Annotated in this window: 18 protein-coding genes; 7 read left to right on the top strand and 11 right to left on the bottom strand. The window is 71.4% G+C overall.

The annotated features are described in order from the left end of the window. Positions 1-94 precede the first annotated feature (94 nt). From VAB18032_RS09015 to VAB18032_RS08995, 5 genes are all read right to left on the bottom strand, one after another. Positions 95-991: a bile acid:sodium symporter family protein gene (locus tag VAB18032_RS09015; protein WP_013732491.1), complete on the bottom strand. Its 897-nt coding sequence runs from the start codon at positions 989-991 to the stop codon at positions 95-97. A 68-nt stretch (positions 992-1,059) separates the two neighbouring features. Further along, complete coding sequence (locus tag VAB18032_RS09010) at positions 1,060-1,800, bottom strand: cellulose binding domain-containing protein (protein ID WP_043720164.1); 741 nt, start codon at positions 1,798-1,800, stop codon at positions 1,060-1,062. A 247-nt stretch (positions 1,801-2,047) separates the two neighbouring features. Next, positions 2,048-2,650, bottom strand: a complete 603-nt coding sequence (locus VAB18032_RS09005) for a LutC/YkgG family protein (protein ID WP_043723555.1) — start codon at positions 2,648-2,650, stop codon at positions 2,048-2,050. Then, positions 2,647-4,056 (bottom strand): lactate utilization protein B, encoded by a 1,410-nt coding sequence (locus VAB18032_RS09000; RefSeq protein WP_043723550.1) that lies wholly within the window; start codon positions 4,054-4,056, stop codon positions 2,647-2,649. The genes VAB18032_RS09005 and VAB18032_RS09000 overlap by 4 nt, the downstream gene beginning before the upstream one ends. A gap of 17 nt (positions 4,057-4,073) precedes the next feature. After that, positions 4,074-4,841: a (Fe-S)-binding protein gene (locus VAB18032_RS08995; RefSeq protein ID WP_013732487.1), complete on the bottom strand. Its 768-nt coding sequence runs from the start codon at positions 4,839-4,841 to the stop codon at positions 4,074-4,076. A gap of 184 nt (positions 4,842-5,025) precedes the next feature. Here VAB18032_RS08995 and VAB18032_RS08990 point away from each other — a divergent pair, with 184 nt between their 5' ends. Next, positions 5,026-5,592 (top strand): nucleosidase, encoded by a 567-nt coding sequence (locus VAB18032_RS08990; RefSeq protein WP_043720163.1) that lies wholly within the window; start codon positions 5,026-5,028, stop codon positions 5,590-5,592. Between the two features lie 37 nt (positions 5,593-5,629). Here the strand turns inward: VAB18032_RS08990 and VAB18032_RS08985 are convergent, their stop codons facing one another. From VAB18032_RS08985 to VAB18032_RS08965, 5 genes are all read right to left on the bottom strand, one after another. Further along, complete coding sequence (locus tag VAB18032_RS08985; RefSeq protein ID WP_013732485.1) at positions 5,630-7,213, bottom strand: GGDEF domain-containing protein; 1,584 nt, start codon at positions 7,211-7,213, stop codon at positions 5,630-5,632. Between the two features lie 109 nt (positions 7,214-7,322). Further along, positions 7,323-7,850 (bottom strand): hypothetical protein, encoded by a 528-nt coding sequence (locus VAB18032_RS08980; protein ID WP_013732484.1) that lies wholly within the window; start codon positions 7,848-7,850, stop codon positions 7,323-7,325. A gap of 116 nt (positions 7,851-7,966) precedes the next feature. Next, complete coding sequence (locus tag VAB18032_RS08975) at positions 7,967-8,377, bottom strand: VOC family protein (protein ID WP_013732483.1); 411 nt, start codon at positions 8,375-8,377, stop codon at positions 7,967-7,969. Positions 8,378-8,435: 58 nt separating this feature from the next. Beyond that, positions 8,436-10,820: an ATP-binding cassette domain-containing protein gene (locus VAB18032_RS08970; RefSeq protein ID WP_013732482.1), complete on the bottom strand. Its 2,385-nt coding sequence runs from the start codon at positions 10,818-10,820 to the stop codon at positions 8,436-8,438. 37 nt (positions 10,821-10,857) lie between these two features. Next, complete coding sequence (locus tag VAB18032_RS08965; protein WP_013732481.1) at positions 10,858-11,304, bottom strand: helix-turn-helix transcriptional regulator; 447 nt, start codon at positions 11,302-11,304, stop codon at positions 10,858-10,860. A 276-nt stretch (positions 11,305-11,580) separates the two neighbouring features. Between VAB18032_RS08965 and VAB18032_RS08960 the strand changes: the two genes are divergently transcribed. Further along, positions 11,581-17,043, top strand: a complete 5,463-nt coding sequence (locus VAB18032_RS08960; protein WP_013732480.1) for an ATP-binding protein — start codon at positions 11,581-11,583, stop codon at positions 17,041-17,043. Positions 17,044-17,139: 96 nt separating this feature from the next. Continuing rightward, positions 17,140-17,703 carry a GNAT family N-acetyltransferase gene (locus tag VAB18032_RS08955; RefSeq protein ID WP_013732479.1) on the top strand — a complete coding sequence of 188 codons (564 nt, stop codon included), beginning with the start codon at positions 17,140-17,142 and terminating at the stop codon, positions 17,701-17,703. Between the two features lie 58 nt (positions 17,704-17,761). On the opposite strand, the gene VAB18032_RS08950 is transcribed toward VAB18032_RS08955, so the two are convergent. Then, a complete protein-coding gene (locus tag VAB18032_RS08950) occupies positions 17,762-18,028 on the bottom strand; it encodes a metal-sensitive transcriptional regulator (protein WP_013732478.1) in 267 nt (88 codons plus the stop codon). 167 nt (positions 18,029-18,195) lie between these two features. Here VAB18032_RS08950 and VAB18032_RS08945 point away from each other — a divergent pair, with 167 nt between their 5' ends. The 4 genes from VAB18032_RS08945 to VAB18032_RS08930 all read left to right on the top strand — a co-directional run bounded on the left by VAB18032_RS08945 (position 18,196) and on the right by VAB18032_RS08930 (position 22,473). Beyond that, complete coding sequence (locus VAB18032_RS08945) at positions 18,196-18,786, top strand: rhodanese-like domain-containing protein (RefSeq protein ID WP_013732477.1); 591 nt, start codon at positions 18,196-18,198, stop codon at positions 18,784-18,786. After that, a complete protein-coding gene (locus VAB18032_RS08940; protein WP_013732476.1) occupies positions 18,783-20,546 on the top strand; it encodes a SulP family inorganic anion transporter in 1,764 nt (587 codons plus the stop codon). Before VAB18032_RS08945 ends, VAB18032_RS08940 begins: the two co-directional genes overlap by 4 nt. After that, complete coding sequence (locus VAB18032_RS32775; RefSeq protein WP_013732475.1) at positions 20,543-20,968, top strand: carbonic anhydrase; 426 nt, start codon at positions 20,543-20,545, stop codon at positions 20,966-20,968. The genes VAB18032_RS08940 and VAB18032_RS32775 overlap by 4 nt, the downstream gene beginning before the upstream one ends. 122 nt (positions 20,969-21,090) lie before the next feature. Then, positions 21,091-22,473 (top strand): MBL fold metallo-hydrolase, encoded by a 1,383-nt coding sequence (locus VAB18032_RS08930; RefSeq protein ID WP_013732474.1) that lies wholly within the window; start codon positions 21,091-21,093, stop codon positions 22,471-22,473. Positions 22,474-22,476: the final 3 nt, after the last annotated feature.

Below are 22,476 nucleotides of genomic sequence, written 5' to 3'. Positions count from 1 at the left end.
ACGGGTGATGGCATGAACGTTCAACGATCGTTGTACCCGCACGGCGCGTCACCCGTTGCCCCACGGGCTGTCAGCGTCACGACAGTCGCATACCTCACACGGTGGTGGCACCGCTCGGAGAGGTGCTGGTCCGGGTGCCGACGCGGTTCACCAGATAGCCGAAGGCGGCGGCGGTGAAGAACATGACAACGCCGTACACGGCTGCCGGGATCGCCATCTGGCTGCTGTTGAGCAACGCCGGGCTGAGCGCGATCGTGATGGCCAGCGTGCTGTTGTGGATGCCGATCTCGAAGCCGGCCGCCTTGGCGGCACCCCGGTCGATGCCGGCCAGCCGGGGCACGCCGTAGCCGATCCCGAGGCTCACCAGGTTGAACGCGAGCACGGCGAGACCGACCGAGACGAAGTAGTCGGCCAGGTTGTCCCGCTCGCCGACCACGGCACCGGCGATCACCGCGACCAGCACGACCACGGACAGGATGCGTACCGGGCGGTTCAGGCTCTCGGCGACCCGGGGGACCCAGGCACGGACCAGCATGCCGATGGCGACCGGGACGAGCACGATGGCGAAGACCTGGAGCACCTTGTCGAACTGGAGACCGATGCTGCGCGCGTCGCCGAGGAAGTACGCCGCCGAGAGGTTGACCACGATCGGCAGGGTGAACACGGCGAGCACCGAGTTGATGGCGGTCAAGGTGATGTTGAGCGCGACGTGCCCGCCGAAGAGGTGACTGTAGAGGTTGGCCGTGGTGCCGCCGGGCGATGCTGCGAGCAGCATCATCCCGACGGCCAGTTCCGGCGGCAGACCGAAGGCGAGCACCAGACCGAAGCAGAGCGCCGGTAGCAGCAGCACCTGGCACGCCAGCGCGATCACGGCCGCCTTCGGATGGTGGGCCACCCGGCGAAAGTCGGCGACGGTCAGGCCGAGACCCAGACCGAGCATGATGACGCCGAGGGCGATGGGTAGTCCGATCAGGGTCAGGGCGGAGTCCATGACACAACATCGTTACCACCCGGTAACGCATTTACCATCATCCGTGTGGCCGGATGCTGTGGCAGTTGTCAGGACCACCGCTCGCAGGTGAGCGTGAACCCCGCCGGCACGCTGCTGGTCGCGGCCAGCAGACCGAAGGTCGTCGACGCACCCGGTGCGAGGACCCGGTTGTACTCGGCGTGCCGCGCCGTCACCTCGGTCGACGTCGTCTCCACCACCGCGTTCCAGATCGATTGGACGCTGCCGCCGCCGGGCCAGCTCCACCGCACGCGCCATCCGTTGAGCTGGTCCGCACCGGTGTTACGGACGGTGACCGTGGCGACGAAACCGCTTCCCCATCCACTGTCGACGGTGGCGGTCGCGCTGCACGGTGCCGGCAGCCCGGTCCGCGCCGGCCCGCCGATGACGTACCGGTCCCGCACCCCGTGTGCGTCGCTGAGCCGGAACCAGTACTCGGTGCCCGGGGTCAACCCGTCGATGGTGACCGTGCCGGAGCGCTCCGGTCCCGAGGTGCCCTGGGCGATCGGGTCCTGCCAGTCGATGGCGTCGTCGTGGCTGCCGAACAGGTGGAACGTGATCGGCGGGTCGTAGCCGCAGGGCGGGACGACGAACGCGCTGTAGGTGATGGTCACGCTGTTCGCGGTCGTCCCGGTCACCATGGCGTTGATCGGCAGCACCGGTGGGCAGACCGGGGTCGGCGACGGCGTCGGGGTCGCCACGGGTGCGGTCTGCGCGACGGCGGGTGTGGCGAGCCCGGCGGCCAGGGTCAGGGTCGCGGTGGCCAGCACCACGCCGAACATGCGTTTCATCCGTACCTCCCGGGTCGGCCACCGCTCGCGGCGGCCGGTCGTTCCAACTGGAGGAGGACGGCCCGGCACGGGGTTCTTCCCGTGCGTCCTCTTGCCCTGCAACGAATCGCGCGACTCCCCACGCGATCCACACCGAGTCTTTCAGTCGACGATCGTCGATACAACGGTTGTCGTGACGAAGATCCGGGGCCCGACCGGAGCCGGCCGTCGACCGAACGGGCCTTGCGTCGGCAGCGTGGTCGTCGGATCAGGGCAACAGGACGACGTGCAGGGTGCGCGGCCCGTGCACGCCCTCCACCCGGTCGAGTTCGATGTCGCTGGTGGCCGACGGACCGCTGATCCAGGTCAGCGGACGCCGCGGGGTGAGCCGGGCGAGCGCCTCGGGCACGGTCGCCACCACCTGGGCCGACCGCAGCACGCAGACGTGCCGGTCCGGCAGCAGGCTGAGCACCCGTCGACCCTGGTCGGGTGAGCCGTCGAGGACGACCGTGCCGGTCTCGGCGACCGCCACCGCCGCGGCGGTGACCACGGCGTCCGCCGCCGCGATCCGCCCGTTGTCGAGGTCGCGGTCGGGCCGCACGGTCACCGTCGACGGCAACCAGGCCGACGGCAACCCCGGCGGTACGACGACCGTCGCTCCCGCCGGCAGGATCGCGGCGATCGTGTCGGCGACGGCGTCCTCGCTCACCCGGTGCACCCGGGCCCGGTAGTCGATCAGCCGCGCGACGAACCGGTCCAGGTCGAGCGGGCCGGTGTGCCGGTAGTCCCGGGGCACCTCGACGGAAGCGACCGGGCCACCGGCGGCGAGGGCGGCGCGCAGCCGACCGAGCACCAGGTCCCGGGAGCTCATCGCCCGGCCCACCACTGGCGGAACGTCTGCGACGGCGGGTCGGGCAGATCACGACTTGCGGCCCAGCCGTCCAGCGGCGGCGGCAGCGCGCGCCCACGCCGTCCGGCGAGCCGGCTCAGCCGTACCGCCCGCTGCGCCGCCTCGTACAACCGCGGATGGTCCATCGTGTACGCGGCCGCCGCCATCGCCGCCGCCTCGGCGCGCGGGTGCGGTGCCTGGTCGCGCAACTGCACAAGCAACTCCGGAATGTTGATCATCACCGGGCACGCGTCGTAGCAGGCGCCACAGAGCGACGAGGCGTACGGCAGCGAGGCGTTGTCGGCCACCCCGGTCAGTTGCGGGGACAGCACCGCCCCGATCGGCCCCGGGTAGACCGACCCGTAGGCGTGTCCGCCGGTGCGCTCGTACACCGGGCAGACGTTCAGGCAGGCCGAGCAGCGGATGCAGTGCAACGCCCGCCGGCCGGTCGGGTCGGCCAGTACGGCGCTGCGGCCGTTGTCCAGCAGCACCAGGTGGAACGCCTGCGGCCCGTCCCCCGGCGTCACACCGGTCCACATCGAGGTGTACGGGTTCATCCGCTCCCCCGTCGAGGCGCGGGGCAGCAGTTGCAGGAACACCTCCAGGTCCTGCCAGGTCGGCACCACCTTCTCGATGCCCATCACGGTGATCAGCGTCTCCGGCAGGGTGAGGCACATCCGTCCGTTGCCCTCGGACTCCACCACCGCGAGTGTGCCGGTCTGCGCCACGGCGAAGTTGGCCCCGGAGACGGCCACCTTCGTGGTGAGGAACGTCTGCCGCAGGTAACCACGGGCGGCGGCGGCCAGGGCGGCCGGCTCGTCGCTCAACCCGGGATCCACACCGGGCATGGCCCGCAGGAAGATCTCCCGGATCTCGGCCCGGTTACGGTGGATGGCCGGCACCAGGATGTGGCTCGGGCGGTCGTCACCGAGTTGGACGATCAGCTCGGCCAGGTCGGTCTCCACCGGCGCGATCCCGGCGGCGACCAGCGCCTCGTTGAGCCCGATCTCCTGGGTGACCATCGACTTGACCTTGATCACCCGCTCGCTGCCGGTGGCCCGCACCAGGTCGGTGACGAGCCGGTTGGCCTCGGTGGCGTCGGCAGCCCAGTGCACCACTGCACCGGCCTCGGTCACCCGCTCCTCAAGCTGCTCCAACAGCTCGGGCAGGCGCGCCAGGACATCTGTCTTGATCGCCCGGCCGGCCTCGCGTAACTGCTGCCAGTCCGGCACCTCGGCGATCATCCCGGCCGATCTGGCCCGGATGGTCGCGGTGGCGTGCCCGAGGTTGCGCCGCAGTTGCGGGTCGGCGAGGCTGCGCCGGGCCGCGCTCGGGAACGGCTCCGTGCCGCGCAGGTGTCCCACGCCGGGCGGCGCGGTCGACGGCATGCCGAGGAAGGTGTGGGTCACGGCTGCACCGCCACACGCTCACCGGCGGTCGCGCTGCGCTCGGTCGAGGCCAGGATCTCGGCGAGGTGCACCGTCCGGACCCCGGTACGCAGCCGGGACAGGCCGCCGCCGAGGTGCATCAGGCACGAGGAGTCGCTCGCGGTGCAGACGTCCGCCCCGGTGGACAGCACGTGACGCATCTTGTCGGCAAGCATCGCCGTCGAGGTGTCGGCGTTCTTCATCGCGAAGGTCCCACCGAATCCGCAGCACTGCTCGGCGTCCGGCAGCTCGACCAGGTCCAGACCGCGTACCGCGCGCAGCAGTCGCAGCGGCCGGTCCCCGACCCGCAGCATCCGCAACGAGTGGCAGGTCGGGTGGTAGGTGACCCGGTGCGGGTAGTAGGCGCCCACATCGGTCACCCCGAGCACGTCGACGAGCAGTTCCGACAGCTCGTACGTCCGCGCCGCCACGTCCTCGGCCCGGCCGGCCAACCGGTCGTCGCCCGCTCGTCGGGCGACCAGCGGGTGCTGGTGGCGCACCGACCCGACACACGACCCCGACGGCGCCACGATCACGTCGTACGGGTCGAAGGTCCGTACGTGTCGACGGATCAACGGCAGCGCCTCGCGTTGGTAGCCGGTGTTGACGTGCATCTGCCCGCAGCAGGTCTGCTCGGTCGGGAAGACCACCTCGTGACCGAGCCGCTCCAGCAGCCGTACCGTGGCCTTCGCCGCCTCGGGGAAGACGGTGTCGGCCAGGCAGGTCACGAACAACGCGATGCGCACGTCCCACCTCCCGCCGGGTGACCGGCAGTACGGCGGCCCGGCCGGCCGCGCGATCACCTGAGTCTGCCGCACCGACCGTCGCCGGGCGAGCGAGGCGGCTCCGCGCGACAAGCTCGACACCTCGGGTGCGGTCGGGGCCGGCCGGCACCGCTGACCGGCCCCGGTCTCCGGCTACCATCGCCCGATGGATCTTCGAGGAACGATCAGCCCTGATCGCCCGCTGCTCGTGCTGGCCCTCGCGGAGGAGGCCGCCCACCTCGATGCGCGCCTGCCGGTGCTGCTCACCGGCATGGGCAAGATCAACGCGGCGTCCGCCGTCGCGGCGACCCTGGCCCGCACACCGCTACCCGCGGCGGTGATCAACCTCGGTACCGCCGGCGCGCTGCACCCCGGCTGGGCCGGCACCCACGAGGTGGGCAGCGTCCTGCAACACGACCTGGACACCGACTTCCTCCGCCGGCTGACCGGTCAGTCCGTCGGCGCGCCGCTGGCCCTCGGCGACGGCCCGGTGCTCGCCACCGGCGACCAGTTCATCGCCGACGACGACGCCCGCGCCGCCCTGGCCACCCGCGCCCACCTGGTCGACATGGAGGGCTACGCGGTCGCCTCGACCGCCCAGCGGTTCGGCGTACCGGTCCGTCTGATCAAGCAGGTCAGCGACGAAGCCGGCGACGGGGCGGCGCGTACCTGGCAGGAGTCGGTGGACCAGTGCGCCCGACTGCTCGCCGACTGGGTCCGCGACCACCTCTGAGCCACATCAGCCCTCAACCCGGCAGGGATCGGGCCGGTCAGACCGCCAGGCAGCTGGCCCGGTTGCCGCCCGCGCGCTTGGCCGCGTACATCGCGCTGTCGGCGTGGCTGAGCGCCTGCTCCAGGCAGTACGCCGGACCGTAGGCGACCCCGACGCTGACCTGCGCCGGCCAGGCGGTCAGGCCGGCGACGGCCTCCACGGTCCGCTGCGCCACCAGCCGGGCGAGCGTGGCGTCCGCGCCCGGCAGGATGGCGACGAACTCGTCCCCGCCCAACCGCGCCACGAAGTCGCCCTGCCGCACGCTCGTCGTGAGCAGCTGCGCCACCGCCCGCAGCACGTCGTCGCCGGTGGAATGGCCAAGCGAATCGTTTATGTGCTTGAACCGGTCGATGTCCACGGCGAGCACCGCCACCGGGTGGTCGGCGGCGTCGGGATGGGCCAGAGCACGCAGGAACCTGTCGAGACCACGGCGGTTCGCCACACCCGTCAGCGGATCGGTCTGCGCCGCCCGCTCGGCCTGCTCGTGCTGCCACCGCAGCGCGTCGTACGCCTGCATCGTCATCGCGGTGTGCAGCCAGTGGTGCCGTTGCCGCCACAGCAACTCGGCGAGGGTGTCGCCGTAGGTGAGCCCGGGTCGCGCACCGGCCGAGCCGGTCGCCGCCAGCAGCACCGCGTGGGTACGGTGCACCGCCGCCGAGATCAGGCAGTCGGTCTCGGGTGACAGCAGGGCGACGGCCTCCTCGATGACCCGCAGCGCCTCCTCGGGTCGCCCCGACCGGCGCAGCGCGACGGCGTGGAAGGGCCGGCACAGCAGGATCTCCTGATGCTGTTCGGGCAGGCCGTGAACGCGCAGCAGGTTGGTGTAGCGGGGAATGTCGACCGCCGCAGCGGCCGGGTCCTGCCGGTCGGCGCGGGAGCACGCCGCGTACAGCAGGGCCGAGAGCCGCCACACCTCCGCCTTGGGGCCGGACGCCTCGGCGACCGCCCGCATCGCGTACTCCTCCGCAGCGGTGGTGTGCCGTTCCGCCTCGGCGATCCGACCGACCTGGTACAGCTCCAACGCCCAGATCAGGTTGAGCTCGGCGAGGTTGCACAGCCACATCGCCCGGTTGCCGTTGTCCGGATAGGACGCGTGCCGGGTCGCCTGGTAGGCCGCCTCGAACTGGGGTGCGGCCAACTCGTAGAGGCGAAGCTGGGCGTAGCCGATCGCGATCCCGGTGTGCGCGTTGCCCGTGATCACCGGGTTGGGTTCGTCGGCCAGCAGGGCGGTTTCCGCGCTGACGAGATCGCGGAGCACCGCTTCGATGTCGTACTCGGCGAGGTCCTGACCGCCGAGGCGGAGCCGCCGGGTCGCCCGCAGCGACAGCGCGCAGGACCGCCAGCCGGCGCTGCCCTCACGGTCGGCGGCGGCCAGCATCAGATCGGCGGCGTCGATCGCGGCCCGCAGGTCACCCAGGCGGGTCAGGGCCACCACGCGGGCGAAGTGCATCGCCGCCGGGCCGTCGCCGATCTGCCCGGTGGGTTCGCGAAGTGCCGACTCCGCGGCGGTCAACACCTGCGCCGCGCCACCGGCCTGCGCCTCCTCAAGGAGGCGGAGCGCCCCGAGGGTCACCTCGTCCATGCGGCCTCCGCACCGGCCAGGTAGGAAATCAGCCCGATGGTACGGCAACGGCCTCACTTCGGGGAGTCACCGACATCGACCCTCGAGGACCGTCCAGGCGCGACAGTGGTTATTCCGGTGGTGGGGCCGGTGGCAACGGCAGTTCGACGGCGGCGGGCTCACCGAGCCGTACCGCGGAGTGGGCCGGCGGCTGCATCCGGGCCCGAGGCAGCCGGCTGTGCACCCGGCCTCGTCCGGCCGGATCCGGCCGGGCGGTCACCTCGCAGGTCACCATCTGGATCGGTGGCGGCGGTGGGGCGAAGCGGCCGGTGCCCCAGCGCAGCCAGAGCGGGATCCGTCCGGCTTCCGCCTCGGCGAGCAGCTTCTCCCAGGTGCGGCGGCGGGTGCCGTGGTCGATCTCGACCACGACCGGCGGCCCGTCGGGGCGGGCACAGGCCACGTCGAGCACCGACTGCTGGGCGGACATCGGCGGCGGCAGCGGCAGCACGCTCGGCGCCCGCCGGTAGACCCGCCAGCCGCGCCCCTGCGCCCAGTCGACCACGGTGTCGACCAACAGTGCGGTGACCTGGTCAGTGCTCAGATCGGTGAAGACGAGCCGGTCGACCCGCTCCGCCAGCCACCGTCCCTCCTCGCCCACCCCCGCAGCCTAACCACTCCCTCATTCCCACCCCGCCCACCTGGTGGTGGCAGTGGAGCTGGTCGGCACCCGGGGTGCGGACCAGCTCCACTGCCACAACGACGGCTGCGATGGGTTCAGGGCACCTGTTGGATGCGGACGAGGTTGCCGGCGGGGTCACGTACGGCGCAGTCGCGTCGCCCGTACGGCTGGTCGGTCGGCTCCTGGACCACCTCGACGTCGGCGGCCTGGAGCCGGTCGAAGGTCTTGTCCAGCTCCGGGGTGGCCAACAGGATGCCGGCGTAGGTGCCCTTGGCCATCATCTCGGCGATGGTGGCGCGTTCGTCGGCGGTGATGCCGGGGTCGACCGCCGGCGGCGTGAGGACGATGGAGGTGTCGGGCTGCCCGGGCGGACCGACGGTGATCCAGCGCATCCCACCGTGCCCCACGTCGAGGCGGACCTCGAAGCCGAGGATGTCGCGGTAGAAGGTCAGTGCCGCCTCCGGGTCGGTGTGCGGCAGAAAACTCGCGTTGATGGTGATGTTCATGCTGGTCACGCTAATCGCGCCCGGACCGGTGCGGCTTCTCGATTCCTGACCACCTGCCTCACCGGCCGACATAGCCGGCCAGGTGCTCACCGGTCACGGTGGAACGGGTGGCGACGAGATCGGCGGGGGTGCCCTCGAAGACGACCCGGCCACCGTCGTGGCCGGCCCCCGGGCCGAGGTCGATGATCCAGTCGGCGTGCGCCATGACCGCCTGGTGGTGCTCGATGACGATCACCGACTTGCCGGCGTCGACGAGCCGGTCGAGCAGCCCGAGCAGGTGCTCGACGTCGGCCAGGTGCAGGCCGCTGGTCGGCTCGTCGAGCACGTACACGCCACCCTTCTCGGCCATGTGGGTGGCCAGCTTGAGCCGCTGCCGTTCGCCACCGGAGAGGGTGGTGAGGGGCTGGCCGAGGCTGAGGTAGCCGAGCCCGACGTCGACCAGCCGGGCCAGGATGGCGTGCGCGGCCGGAACACGGGCCTCGCCGGTGCCGAAGAACGCCTCGGCCTCGGTGACGGACATGGCCAGCACCTCGCTGATGTTCCGCCCGCCGAGGTGGTATTCCAGCACCGCGGGCTGGAACCGCTTGCCCTCGCAGTCCTCACAGGTGGTGGCGACCCCGGCCATCATGGCCAGGTCGGTGTAGATGACGCCGGCGCCGTTGCAGGTCGGGCAAGCACCCTCGGAGTTGGCGCTGAACAAGGCCGGTTTCACCCCGTTGGCCTTGGCGAACGCCTTGCGGATCGGTTCGAGCAGTCCGGTGTACGTGGCCGGGTTGCTGCGCCGCGAGCCGCGGATCGGAGTCTGGTCGACCGCCACCACGCCGTCGCGCCCGGACACCGACCCGTGGATCAGGGAACTCTTGCCCGAGCCGGCCACCCCGGTCACCACGACCAGCACGCCGAGCGGGATGTCCACGTCGACGTCGCGCAGGTTGTGCGTCGCCGCGCCACGGACCTCCAACGCACCGGTGGCGGTCCGTACGCTCTCCTTGAGGCTGGCCCGGTCGTCGAGGTGCCGACCGGTGAGGGTGCCACTGCCCCGCAGACCCTCGACGGTGCCCTCGAAGCAGACCGAGCCACCGGCCGTACCCGCGCCGGGGCCGAGGTCGACGACGTGGTCGGCGATCGCGATGGTCTCCGGCTTGTGCTCGACCACGAGCACCGTGTTGCCCTTGTCCCGCAGCCGCAGCAGCAGGTCGTTCATCCGGGCGATGTCGTGCGGGTGCAGCCCGACGGTCGGCTCGTCGAAGACGTAGGTGACATCGGTAAGCGACGACCCGAGATGCCGGATCATCTTGGTGCGTTGCGCCTCGCCACCGGAGAGGGTGCCCGACGGCCGGTCGAGGGAGAGGTAACCGAGACCGATCTCCACGAACGAGTCGAGGGTGTGCCCGAGCGAGGTCAGCAGCGGCGCCACCGACGGCGCGTCCAGCGACCGGACCCATTCGGCCAGGTCGCTGATCTGCATCGCGCAGAGGTCGGCGATGTTGCGCCCGTCGATCTTCGAGGACCGGGCCAGCTCGCTGAGCCGGGTGCCACCGCAGTCGGGGCAGGTGCCGAAGGTGATCGCCCGGTCGACGAAGGCGCGGATGTGCGGCTGCATCGCCTCGCGGTCCTTGGACAGGAAGGACTTCTGGATCCGCGGGATCAGGCCCTCGTACGTCACGTTGATGTTGTCGACCTTGATCTTGGTCGGTTCCTTGTAGAGCAGGTCGTTCAGCTCGCGCTTGGTGAACTTGCGGATCGGCTTGTCCGGGTCGAGGAAGCCGCTGCCGCTGAAGATGCGGCCGTACCAGCCGTCGACGCTGTAGCCCGGGATGGTCAGGGCGCCCTCGTTGAGCGACTTGCTGTCGTCGTAGAGCGCGGACAGGTCGAAGTCGCTGATCCGGCCCATCCCCTCGCAGCGGGGACACATGCCGCCGGTGACGGTGAAGCTGCGGCGCTCCTTCGTCGTGGCGCCGCCGCGCTCGATGGTGACCGCGCCCGCGCCGCTGATCGACGCCACGTTGAAGGAGAACGCCTGCGGCGAGCCGATGTGCGGCTGACCGAGCCGGCTGAACAGGATCCGCAGCATGGCGTTGGCGTCGGTGACCGTGCCGACCGTCGAGCGGACGTTCGCGCCCAGCCGTTCCTGGTCGACGATGATCGCGGTGGTCAGCCCGTCGAGCACGTCGACCTCGGGACGCGCCAGGGTCGGCATGAAGCCCTGGACGAAGGCGCTGTACGTCTCGTTGATCAGCCGCTGCGACTCGGCGGCGATCGTGCCGAACACCAGCGAACTCTTGCCCGAGCCGGAGACCCCGGTGAACACCGTCAGCCGGCGCTTGGGGATCTCGATGCTGACGTCCTTGAGGTTGTTCTCCCGTGCGCCGTGCACCCGGATCAGGTCGTGGCTGTCGGCGACGTGCGACGACGGGGCGCCCGCGCTCGTGGTCCTGCTCATCGATCTCTCCATCCCCGTGAACGTTCGTGTGCGCCGGTCACGCTAGCTGCGGCCGGCCCACCGACGCTTCTCGAATCCTGATCGGCCGGGTCACCTGCTTCGACACGCACGCGGGCAGCTCTGCGGCGGCGGTGAGCGCCTGACGCCGGTAGGTGCTCGGCGGCACACCGACCAATTCGGTGAACCTGGTGCTGAACGTGCCCAACGAGCCACAACCGACCGCGAAACAGACGTCGGTGACGCTCAGGTCGCCACGACGCAGCAGCGCCATCGCCCGCTCGATGCGCCGGGTCATCAGATAGGCGTACGGCGACTCGCCGTAGGCGAGCCGGAACTGGCGGCTGAGGTGACCGGCCGACATGTTCACCCCACGGGCGAGCGCCTCGACGTCCAGCGGCTGAGCGTACTCACGGTCGATCCGGTCCCGGACCCGACGCAGCCGCGCCAGGTCCCGCAGTTGCTCGGCCGAGGCTCTGCTGGTCACCCGCGAAATCGTGCCATGACGCACCGACAGTTGCCCACTTCCGGCGACGACCCCGCCGTGTCGTCTTCGCGCCGACCGGGGGCGACGGGTCAAGGACCGGATCGCGCAGTTAAGGCGAAGACACCAAAAGGTTTTGTGTGGTTCCTACAACCCGGCCGCGCAGGCTTCGGCGGTTACGGCATGGCGCTACCCGTCTCCAGGCAGAACAGTGTTCACTGCCGGGGCTGCCGTCCTCGGCGCACCGTACGTCACAGGTCTACCGGAGGGGTCGGTCGGGTGTTCAGCCGTATCGCCATCGTCAACCGGGGTGAGGCCGCCATGCGGCTCATTCACGCGGCCCGAGAACTGGCTGCGCAGACCGGGACACGGATCGAGACCGTCGCCCTCTATACCGACGTGGACCGCACCGCCACCTTCGTACGCGAGGCGGACCTGGCCTACGAGCTCGGCCCCGCCTCCGCGCGGCCGTACCTCAACCTGGCGACCCTGGAGCGCGCCCTGGTGGCGACCGGGGCCGACGCGGCGTGGGTCGGTTGGGGCTTCGTCGCCGAGGATCCGGCCTTCGCGGAGCTGTGCGAGAAGATCGGTGTCACATTCATCGGGCCGAGCCCGGAGGCGATGCGCCAACTCGGCGACAAGATCGGTGCGAAGCTGCTCGCCGAGCAGGTAGGTGTGCCGGTCGCGCCGTGGAGCCGGGGCGCGGTCGAGAACCTCAACGCCGCGCGGGCGGCGGCTGCCGAGATCGGCTACCCGCTGATGCTCAAGGCGACCGCCGGCGGTGGTGGGCGCGGCATCCGGGTGATCACGAGCGAGGCCGAGCTGGCCGACGCGTACGAGCGCACCAGCCAGGAGGCGGCGCGGGCGTTCGGCAGCGGGGTGGTCTTCCTGGAGCGCCTGGTCACCGGCGCCCGGCACGTCGAGGTCCAGGTGATCGCCGACGGTCAGGGCACCGCCTGGGCGCTGGGCGTACGCGACTGCTCGGTGCAGCGGCGCAACCAGAAGATCATCGAGGAGTCGGCCTCGCCGGTCCTCAGCGCGGAGCAGGCCGCCGAGCTCAAGGCGTCGGCCGAGCGGTTGGCGCTGGCCGTCGGCTACCGCGGAGCGGCGACCGTCGAGTTCCTCTACCACCCCGGTGACCGGCTGTTCGCCTTCCTGGAGGTCAACACCCGGCTGCAGGTCGAGCACCCGATCACCGAGTCCACCACCGGGTTCGACCTGGTGAAGGCGCAGCTGTGGGTGGCGGCGGGTCGACGGTTGGAAGGCGAGGCGCCGGTCGAGCGGGGGCACGCCATCGAGGCCCGGCTCAACGCCGAGGATCCCGACCGCGATTTCGCCCCCTCCCCCGGCCGGGTGGCCCGGCTGGACCTGCCCGCCGGGCCCGGCATCCGGGTGGACACCGGCATCAGCGAGGGTGACACCATCCCGGCCGACTTCGACTCGATGATCGCGAAGATCATCGCCTACGGTCGGGACCGCGACGAGGCGCTCGGTCGACTCCGTCGGGCGATGGCCGAGACCACGGTGATCATCGAGGGTGGCGCGACCAACAAGAGCTTCGTGCTCGACCTGCTCGACCAGCCCGAGGTGATCGACGCCAGCGCGGACACCGGCTGGATCGACCGGGTCCGTGGTGCCGGCGGGCTCGTCGGGCACCGGCACTCCGCCGTCGCGCTGGCCGCCGCCGCCATCGAGGCGTACGAGGAAGAGGAGCGCGGCGAGCGGCACCGGCTGCTGGCCACGGCGGCCGGTGGACGCCCACAGGTGCAGCACGTCGGCGGCCGACCGTTGGACCTCAAGCTGCGCGGCGTCGGCTACCGCATGCGGGTGGCGCGCACCGGCGCGCACCGGTTCCGGGTCGGGATCGAGGCCGGCGGCGAGGTTCGTACCGCGGACGTCGAACTCGACCGTTTCGACAGGCACACCGGGCAGATCGTCGTCAACGGCGCTCAGCACCGCCTGCTCACCGCCACGCACGGGCCGATCCACCTGGTCGAGGTGGACGGGGTGACGCACCGGGTCAGCCGGGACGAGGGCGGCGTGCTCCGGGCACCCATGCCCGCGCTTGTCGTCGCCACGCCGTTGGCGGTGGGCGCGGAGGTCGAGGCGGGCGCGCCGGTGCTGGTGCTGGAAGCCATGAAGATGGAGACGGTGCTGCGGGCGCCGTTCCGGGCGCGGCTCAAGGAGTGCGCGGTCTCGGTGGGCAGTCAGGTGGAGGCGGGCGCGCCGCTGCTGCGGCTGGACCCGATCGCCGACGACGACGCCGAGCCCGGCACCGACCCGGCCGGTCCCACCGTCGAACTGGATCTGCCGACCGCCCCCGGGCAGGTCCCGGCGCTGGCGCGCGCCCGGCGCGGCCAGGAGGATCTGCGCGGTCTGCTGCTCGGCTTCGACGTCGACCCGCACAACGACCGGCGGGTGCTCGACGACTACCTGGTCGCCCGGCAGGAGGCCACCGAGGACGGTCACCGGCCGCTGGCCGAGGAACTGGACCTGCTCAACGTCTTCGCCGACCTCGCCGAGCTGAGCCGCAACCGGCCCACCGGCGAGGACGGCGGCAGCGCCCACGTGCACAGCGACCGGGAGTTCTTCCACACCTACCTGCAGAGCCTCGACGTCGAGCGGGCCGGCCTGCCGGCCACCTTCCAGGGCAAGCTGGCCCGGGCCCTCGGGCACTACGGCGTGACCGAACTGGACCGCTGCGGCGACCTCGAAGCCGCCGTCTTCCGGATCTTCCTCGCCCAGCAGCGGGCCTCCGCCGACGCCGCCGTCGTCACGGCGTTGCTGCGGGCGTGGCTTCAGGAGCCGCCGCCGGAGGAGTCGCTGCGCGAGCCGATCGGTCTGGCCCTGGAGCGGCTGCTGGCCGCCACGCAGGTCCGCTTCCCGGTGATCGCCGACCTCGCCCGGGGAGTGGTATTCGCCTGGTTCGCCCAACCGCTGCTGCGTCGCAACCGGGCCCGCGTCTACGCGGAGGTCCGCAAGCACCTGCGGCACCTGGACGCCCACCCGGACGCGCCGGACCGGGCCGACCGGATCGCCGCGATGGTACGCAGCACCGAGCCGCTGGTCCGGCTGCTCGGCCAGCGACTGCTGCGTGACCACCTCGACAACACGGTGATGCTGGAGGTGCTGACCCGCCGGTACTACGGCAACAAGCAGCTCATCGGCGTACGCGCCCACGAGGTGGGTGGCTGCACCTTCGTGGTCGCCGAGCGGGCCGACTCGTCGCTGGTCTCCGCCGCGGTCGGCTTCGACGCGCTGGGCGACGCGCTGCGCGGGCTCGCCGAGTTGGCCGCCGACGAGGAGGCCGTCAACGCCGACATCTACCTGGCCTGGGAGAACCAGCCGGAGGACTTCGACGCGATGGCGGCGGCGCTGCTCGCGGTGATCAACGCGCAGCCGTTGCCACCGCAGGTACGCCGGCTCACCGCCACCGTCGCGGGCAGCGGCGGGGCGGTCATGCACCACCACTTCACGTTCCGTCCGGCGAGCACCGGGATGGCCGAGGAGCGGTTGATCCGCGGTCTGCACCCGTACATCGCGCAGCGGATGCAGTTGGAGCGGCTGCGCAAGTTCGACCTGACCCGGCTGCCGTCGGCGGACGAGGAGGTCTACCTGTTCCAGTGCGTGGCCCGGGAGAACCCGTCCGACGACCGGCTCGTCGCGTTCGCGCAGGTACGCGACCTGACCGAGCTGCGCGACCACGACGGTCGACTGGTCGCGCTGCCGACCACCGAGGACGCGGTGGCGGCCTGTCTCGACTCGATCCGCCGGGCCCGGGCCCTGCAACCGTCGAAGACCCGCTTCCACACCAACCGCATCGTGATCTACGTGTGGCCGCCGAGCGGCCTGACCCGCGCCGAGATGGAGATGATCGCCGGTCGGGTACGCCCGACGACGGCGGGTGCCGGGCTGGAGGAGATCCTGTTCATCGCGCGGCAGCGCGACCGCGCCACCGGCCAGTTGACCAAGGTCGGGATCCGGATCACCTTCGACGCCACCGGCGGTGCCGAGCTGACCGTCGGTGAGCCGCCGATCGAGCCGATCGAGCCGCTGGACGACTACCGGCTGAAGGTGCTGCGGGCCAGCAGCCGCAACACGGTCTACCCGTACGAGCTGACCCGGCTGCTCGGCGACTTCGTCGAGTACGACCTCGACGACACCCACACGCTCGTGCCGGTGGACCGGCCGAAGGGCCGCAACAGCGCGGCGATCGTCGCGGGTGTGGTCAGCACGAAGACCGCCCGGCACCCGCAGGGCATCAGCCGGGTGATCCTGCTCGGCGACCCGACGAAGGCGCTCGGCGCGTTGTCGGAGCCGGAGTGCCGCCGGGTGATCGCCGCGCTGGATCTGGCCGAGCGGATGCAGGTGCCGCTGGAGTGGTACGCGCTGTCCGCCGGTGCCCGGATCTCGATGACCTCGGGCACCGAGAACATGGACTGGGTGGCGGCGGCGCTCAAGCGGATCGTCGAGTTCACCCAGGACGGCGGCGAGATCAACATCGTGGTGGCCGGCATCAACGTCGGCGCGCAGCCGTACTGGAACGCCGAGGCCACGATGCTCATGCACACCAAGGGTGTGCTGGTGATGACGCCGGATTCGGCGATGGTGCTCACCGGCAAGCAGTCGCTGGACTTCTCCGGTGGCGTCTCCGCGGAGGACAACTTCGGCATCGGCGGCTACGACCGGGTGATGGGTCCGAACGGGCAGGCGCAGTACTGGGCGCCGAACCTGCCCGCCGCGCGGGACGTGCTGATGGCGCACTACGACCACACGTACGTCGTGCCGGGCGAGTCGGCCCCTCGGCGTACGGAGACCACCGACCCGGTGGACCGGGACATCTCCGGCTTCCCGCACTCGGTGGCCGGCAGCGACTTCAGCACGGTCGGCGAGATCTTCTCCGCCGAGGCCAACCCGGACCGCAAGAAGCCGTTCGACATCCGTACGGTGATGCGGGCCCTGTCCGACCAGGACCACCCGGTCCTGGAGCGGTGGGCGGGGATGGCCGACGCGGAGACCGCGGTGGTGCAGGACGTCCACCTCGGCGGCATCCCGGTGTGTCTGCTCGGCATCGAGTCGCGGTCGGTGCCCCGGCACGGCTTCCCGCCCACCGACGGCCCGGACACCTACACGGCGGGCACCCTGTTCCCCCGGTCGTCGAAGAAGGCCGCGCGGGCGATCAACGCGGCCAGCGGCAACCGGCCGCTGGTGGTGCTGGCCAACCTGTCCGGCTTCGACGGCTCACCGGAGTCGATGCGCAAGCTGCAACTGGAGTACGGCGCGGAGATCGGCCGGGCGATCGTGAACTTCCGTGGGCCCATCGTGTTCTGCGTGATCTCGCGGTACCACGGTGGCGCGTTCGTGGTCTTCTCCAAGGCGTTGAACCCGAACATGACGGTGCTGGCACTGGAGGGCTCCTTCGCCTCGGTGCTGGGCGGCGCCCCGGCTGCCGCCGTGGTGTTCTCCCGCGACGTCGACGCCCGTACCGCCGCCGATGCCCGGGTACGGGACATGCAGGCCCGGGTCGCCGCCGCCGCCGGCACCGACCGTGCCGAGTTGACCGCGGAACTCGACGAGCTGCGTTCGTCGGTGCGGGCGGAGAAGCTCGGTGAGGTGGCCGCCGAGTTCGACCGGGTGCACAACATTCACCGTGCGGTCGAGGTCGGTTCCGTCGACGCCGTCATCCGCGCGGCCGAGTTGCGCCCCCGCATCATCGAGGCCATCGAGGCGCACCTGCGGTAGGTCGCTCGTGGCAGGGACGGTTCTCGCGCCGGCCCTGCCAGGGTGGACGACAGCCGCCCCCACCGATGTCGGTGGGGGCGGCTACAGTGCGACCCTGTGTCGTCGACCGAGGTCCTGACCGCCACTGCGGCGGATCGTCCGCAGGTGGTAAGCGCTCTCGTCGCCGCCTTCGCGGACGACCCGGTGCTGCGTCATCTCTTCCCCGACCCGCAGGACTACCCGCGGTTGGCCGCCGTGTTCTTCGGCCATCTCTTCGACAAGCGGGTCGGGCTGGGCACGGTCTGGACGATCGGGCCGGGTGCCTCGACCGCGGTCTGGCAGCCGCCCTCCGGCGGTGATCCGACCTCGACCGACCTGCTCGAAACCCACCTGCCCGCCGACGCGCTGGCCCGCACCCGCGCCTACGACCACGCGGTGCACGCCGCCCTGCCGGCCGAGCCGTTCTGGTACCTCGGTGTGCTGGGGACCCGCCCGGACAGCGCCGGGCGCGGGCTGGGGCGGGCGGTCATGGCGGCCGGACTGCGTCGGGCCGCCGCGGACGGCCTGCCCGCGATCCTGGAGACCAGCAACCCGGCCAACGTCGAGTTCTATCGCCGGGCCGGGTGGCAGGTCGTTGGCCGGGTCGACGAGCCCCTGCCGATCTGGGTGATGCGGCAGTGATCAGCCCCACTAGCGGCTGGGCCGGCGATCGGATCGGCTGGGTCGGCGACGGGATCGGTCAGGCCAGCGACAGGAAGAGCTTCTCCATCTGGTCGAGGTTGGCCTTGCGCTCCTCGCCCGGTGCGGCGGTGACGCACTGCTGGAGACCACTGGCGATGATTTTGAATCCGGCGCGGTCCAGGGCGCGCGACACGGCGGCGAGCTGAGTCACCACCTCGGCGCAGTCCCGCCCGTCTTCGAGCATGCCGATGACGCCTCGGATCTGCCCCTCGGCGCGGCGCAGCCGCTTGATCACGTCATCGACCGCATTCTCGTCGACCTGCATGTTCCCCCCTCTCGATCGGCCCGAATCAACGATACACCCCGGGGTATAAGCCCGACCTGCACCCATCGGTGACCTTCGTCGGTTTGCCGTCGCCGGCCGGCTCGGCCATACTCGATTCAGATACCCCCGGGGGTATCAATGCCCACGGATCACCAAGGAGCAGCCACATGAGTGCCAAGAATGCGTCACCCGCTGTCGACGTCGCCACCGCCCATGCCTTGATCGCCAACAACCCCGACACGTTGATCGTGGACGTGCGCACACCCGGGGAATACGACAGCGCTCACGTGCCCGGCTCGATCAACCTGCCGCTGGACCAGGTCGACGCGCACCTGGGGCGGATCGTCGACGACGCCGGCGGTCGGATGCTGCTGATCTGCCAGTCCGGCGCCCGGGCCACTCAGGCGTGCACCAAGCTGGTCAACGCCGGGCTGCCCGCGGCCACCGTGGTCACCGGCGGAATGAACGCCTGGATCACCGCGGGCGGCCCGGTCGAGCGGGGCCGTGAGCGGTGGAGCCTGGAGCGCCAGGTGCGCCTGGTGGCCGGTGCCATCGTCCTGCTGTCGATCGTGATCAGCATCTGGGTGCCGGCGGCGCGGTTCGTGGCCGGGTTCATCGGGGCCGGCCTGACCTTCGCCGCGCTGAGCAACACCTGCGCCATGGGCATGATGCTGACCAAGCTGCCGTACAACAGGGGTGCCGCCTGCGACGTCGACGCCTCCCTCGCCCGGCTGCGCGCACCGGGGCTGCGGGCATGAGCTCGACCTATCCGACCCAGGACCGCTCGGGCCTGGCCCGAGTGGTGCCGTTGGTGGGGTGGTTGCGCCACTATGACCGGAAGATCCTCCGGCACGACCTGGTAGCCGGTCTGACCGTGGCCGTCATGTTGGTGCCGCAGAGCATGGCGTACGCCACCCTGGCCGGAATGCCACCGGTGACCGGCCTGTACGCCTCGATCGTGCCGCTGGTGGTCTACGCCCTGCTCGGCACCTCCGGCTCCCTCGCCGTCGGCCCGGTGGCCATCACCGCACTGATGACGAGCGCGGCACTGGCCGGTCGGGCCGACGGTGACCCGGCCCGGTACGCCGCGCTGGCCGCCCTGCTCGCCCTGCTGGTCGGCGGCATCCAGGTGCTGCTCGGGGTGTTGCGGCTCGGGGTGCTTGTCAACTTCATGTCGCATCCGGTGCTGTCCGGGTTCACCTCGGCGGCCGCGATCGTCATCGCCGCCAGCCAGGTCAAGGACCTGTTCGGGCTGAACATGGGCCGCGCCGAGACCTTCCCCGAGATCGTCGCGGCGTTGTGGGGCGCGGTCACCACCGCACACGGCCTGACCATCATCGTGTCGCTGGTCAGCGTCGCCGCGCTGGTGCTGCTGCGCCGGTACGCACCACGGCTGCCCGGCGCGCTGCTCGTGGTCGCCGGTGTCACCGCGGTCAGCGCCGCGTTCTCGTTCGGCGACCGAGGCGTCAAGATCCTCTCGAACGTGCCGGCGGGTCTGCCGGTACCTGCGCTGCCGACCCTGTCCGGCCAGGACGTCCAGGCGCTCCTGCCGGCGGCGATCGCCATCGCGCTGGTGGCGTACCTGGAGGGCATCGCGGTGGCCAAGACGCTCGCCGCGAAGTCCCGCCAGCAGGTCGGCCCGGACCGGGAACTGGTGGCGGTGGGCGCGGCCAACCTGTCGGCCGGGCTGTTCCAGGCGTTCCCGGTGGCCGGCGGGCTGTCCCGCAGCGCGGTCAACTTCTCCGCCGGCGCTCGTACGCCGGTGGCGACGCTGGTGACCGCGGCGATGGTGGCGGTCACCGCGCTGCTGCTGACACCTGCCTTCCACCACCTGCCCCGGGCGGTGCTCGCCGCGATCGTGGTGGTCGCCGTGCTCGGCCTGGTGGACCGCAAGGGTGCGGCCACCACCTGGCGGGTACGCCGTACCGACGGCCTGGCACTGGCCCTGACCTTCCTGGTCACCCTGCTCGTCGGGGTCGAGCCAGGGCTCGCCGCAGGCGTGGCGTTCAGCCTCGGGGTCTTCGTGTGGCGCTCCGCCCGGCCGCACACCGCCGAACTCGGCCGGGTGCCGGACACCGACCGGTACCGCAACGTGCAGCGGTTCCCCGGCCTGCTCACCGACCCACGGTTCGCGGTGGTCCGGGTCGACGGCACGCTCTACTTCGCCAACGCCCAACGGCTGTCCGACCAGTTGCTCACCATGGCCGGACAACGGACCGGACTGGCGGCCATCGTGTTGGACGCCAGTGCGATCACCGACATCGACACCGACGGCGCGACCGCCCTGGCGGAGCTGCGCGAACGACTCGCCGGGCACGACGTGGTGCTGCACCTGGCCACCGTCCGGGGACCGGTCCGCGATCTGCTCGATCGCGCCGGCGTGTGGCGGTACGTCCGCGACGCGGGCCACGTGCACCCCGACATCCCCACCGCCCTGGCGGCGGCCGAAGGCACTCCCGTTGGGGACAGAACGACCCTCGCGGTGGTCGGTGGCGGCGCGGACCGGGAGGTGCGGTGACAGAGTCGCAGCGCTTCGCCACGATGGTCACCTGCATCGACGGGCGCATCCAGCGTCCGCTCGACGAGTGGGTACGACAACACCTCGACGTCGACTACCTCGACACGATCACGGAGCCGGGACCTGAGGCGGTGTTGGCCGCGACCGGCGAGCAGCGGCTGACCGCCGTACTGGAGAAGGTGGCGGTGTCGCAGCAGGCTCATGGCAGCGGCACGCTTGTCATCGCCGGGCACGCCGACTGCGCGGGCAATCCGGTGTCCGCCGAGGAGCATCGCGACCAGCTCCGTCGGAGCGTGGCCCGACTCGCGCGACGGTTGCCCGACACCCGGATCCTCGCGGTGCACGCCGGCCAGTGCGGGGAGCGCTGCTGGGATCCCGAACTCGTCGCGGAGGTCTCGCCCGCGCCCCGGCCACCGGTGTAGCGCGAGACACCGTACGGGTGGCGCGAAAGTTGCGTTGGTCACGACTGTCGTTCAGATACCCCCGGGGGTATACGTTAGGAGGCGGTACATCCGCCGCCGTCACTGTTGAGGAGTTGGCAGAAATGCTGTTCACCCAGTACTACCTGGACTGCCTGTCCCAGGCGTCGTACCTGATCGCCGACGAGAGCACCAAGCGTGCCGTGCTTGTCGACCCGCGCCGGGACATCGAGGAATACCTCGCCGACGCCCGGGCCCGCGGCCTGACCATCGACGGGGTGATCAACACCCACTTCCACGCCGACTTCCTCGCCGGCCACCTGGAGGTGGCGGCGGCCACCGGAGCCTGGATCGGCTACGGCCACCGGGCCGAGACCGAGTACCCGATCCGCAAGCTGCGCGACGGGGAGCGGATCAGCCTCGGCGAGGTGACCCTGGAGATCATGGAAACCCCGGGCCACACCCCGGAGTCGATCAGCATCCTGGTCCACGAGCGCGCCGACGCCCCGGTGCCGTACGGGGTGCTGACCGGCGACGCGCTGTTCATCGGTGACGTCGGCCGCCCCGACCTGCTCGCCTCGCTCGGCGTGACCGCCGACGAGCTGGGCCGGATGCTCTACGACAGCGTCCAGCGCAAGCTGATGGGCCTGCCCGACGAGGTGCGCGTCTTCCCGGCCCACGGCGCCGGTTCCGCCTGCGGCAAGAACCTGTCCACCGAACGGCAGTCCACCATCGGTGAGCAGCGCCGCACCAACTACGCCTGCGCCCCGATGAGCGAGGAGCAGTTCGTCGCCCTGGTCACCGGCGGGCAGCCGGCCGCGCCCGGCTACTTCGCCTTCGACGCCGTGCTCAACCGCAAGGCCCGCGAGCTGTTCGACCCGCACCGGGCCGCCCGCCCGCTCACCGCGGCGGAGTTCGCCCAGGCCCACGCCGAGGGTGCGGTGGTCGTCGACACCCGCGACCCGCAGGAGTTCGCCACCGGCCACCTGCGGGGTGCGATCAACATCCCGGCCGACGGACGGTTCGCCGAGACCGCCGGCAGCGTCCTCTCCCCGGAGCACCGGGTGCTGGTGGTGGCGCCGCAGGACCGCGAGGAGGAGATCGTCGTACGCCTCGCCCGGATCGGATTCGACCAGGTGCTCGGCTACCTCCGCGAGCCGGAGGCCGCCTTCCTGGAGATGATCGCCGAGATGACCCGGGCCAGCCGGGTCACCGCCACCGAGCTGCGCGAGGCGCAGGAACGCCCCGAGCCGCCCGTGGTGCTCGACGTACGCAACGCGGGCGAACGGGAGCAGGGTGCGGTCGAGGGCTCGCTGCACATCCCCCTGGCCGAGTTGACCCGCCGCCTCGACGAGGTGCCGACCGAGCGGCCGATCGTCGTGCACTGCGCCGGCGGCTACCGCTCCTCGGTCGCGGCCAGCCTGCTGCGCAGCGCCGGCCGGGTCGACGTCTCCGATCTGCTCGGCGGGTACGCCGCCTGGCAGTCGCTGCACGCCGCCGCGCGCTGAGGA

It is taken from the genome of Micromonospora maris AB-18-032 (genome assembly GCF_000204155.1).
Lineage (GTDB): Bacteria > Actinomycetota > Actinomycetes > Mycobacteriales > Micromonosporaceae > Micromonospora > Micromonospora gifhornensis.
This window is presented reverse-complemented; position numbering and strand designations above follow the sequence as displayed.